1 protein-coding gene is annotated in these 1448 nt (G+C 72.0%); it reads left to right on the top strand.

Translation table 11 applies throughout. From position 1 onward, the window contains the following. A partial coding sequence (locus A5625_RS05320) for a helicase-associated domain-containing protein (RefSeq protein WP_197515971.1) occupies nucleotides 1–1448 on the top strand: 1448 nt, incomplete at both ends.

Below are 1448 nucleotides of genomic sequence, written 5' to 3'. Positions count from 1 at the left end.
GCTGCGCCGCATCGACGCCGAGACGGTGATCCTGCCCCGCCACGTCGGGCAGGTGCTGCGCGGCGAGCAGCCCGGCCCCATGCAGCTGACCGCACCCGACCCGGTGGTGTCGACCACCACACCCGACGACGCCGACGCGACGGCCGGCGGAGCGGTCATCGACTTGCTCCGCGAGATCGACGTCCTGCTTGAAACGCTCTCCGTCGCACCGGTTTCCGAGCTGCGCAGCGGCGGGCTGGGCATTCGTGAGGTCAAGCGGCTGAGCAAGGTGACCGGCATTGAGGAGCCGCGGCTGGGTTTGATCCTGGAAGTCGCGGCAGCGGCCGGGTTGATCGCCAGCGGCATGCCCGACCCCGAACCCGTCACCGGCGAGGCGCCGTATTGGGCTCCGACGATCGCCACCGACCGTTACGCCGCGATGTCGGCCGCCGAGCGCTGGCACCTGCTGGCCAGCAGCTGGCTCGACCTTCCGGGTCGGCCGGCCCTGATCGGCAGTCGCGGCCCGGACGCCAAGCCCTATGGCGCGCTCACCGACGGCCTGTACTCCACGGCCGCACCGCTGGATCGCCGGCTGTTGCTCGGCATGCTGTCCGAGCTCCCCCCCGGCGGCGGCGTCAACGCGGCGGCGGCCTCAGCGGCGCTGATCTGGCGACGGCCACGCTGGGCCAAGCGGTTGCAGCCCGGGCCCGTGGGCGATCTGCTCGCCGAAAGCAACGCCCTGGGCCTGGTGGGCCGCGGCGCGATCAGCACGCCCGGCCGCGCGCTGCTGGACGAGGACGGCGATCCCCAGGCGGCGATCGAGGCGATGAACCGGGCACTGCCCAAGCCGGTCGACCACTTCCTGGTGCAGGCGGACCTGACAGTGGTCGTGCCCGGACCACTGGAACGCGACCTGGCCGAGCAACTGGCCACCGTGGCCACCGTCGAATCGGCCGGTACCGCGATGGTCTACCGCGTCAGCGAGCAGTCGATCCGGCATGCGCTCGATGTCGGCAAGACCCGCGACTGGATGCATTCCTTCTTCTCCAATCATTCCAAAACACCGGTGCCCCAAGGACTTAGCTATCTCATCGACGATGTTGCGCGCCGGCACGGGCAGCTGCGGATCGGCATGGCCGCGTCGTTCGTGCGCTGCGAGGACCCTGCGCTGCTGGCCCAGGCCGTGGCCGCCCCGGCGACCCAGGAGGTGCAGTTGCGCGCCCTGGCGCCGACGGTCGCGGTGTCGCCGGCGCCGATCGCCGAGGTGCTCGTCGCGTTGCGGGCCGCGGGCTTCGCCCCGGCGGCCGAGGACTCCTCCGGCGCCGTCGTCGACGTCCGTCCTCGCGGCGCCCGGGTGGCCACACCGCAGCAGCGCCGGCCATATCGCCCGGTCCGGCGCCCCAACAGCGAGAGCCTCAACGCGGTGGTGGCGGTCCTGCGCAAGGTGACCGCCGCACCATTCGGCAATA

Origin of the sequence: Mycobacterium sp. 1465703.0 (genome assembly GCF_001672975.1) — a bacterium.
Lineage (GTDB): Bacteria > Actinomycetota > Actinomycetes > Mycobacteriales > Mycobacteriaceae > Mycobacterium.
This window is presented reverse-complemented; position numbering and strand designations above follow the sequence as displayed.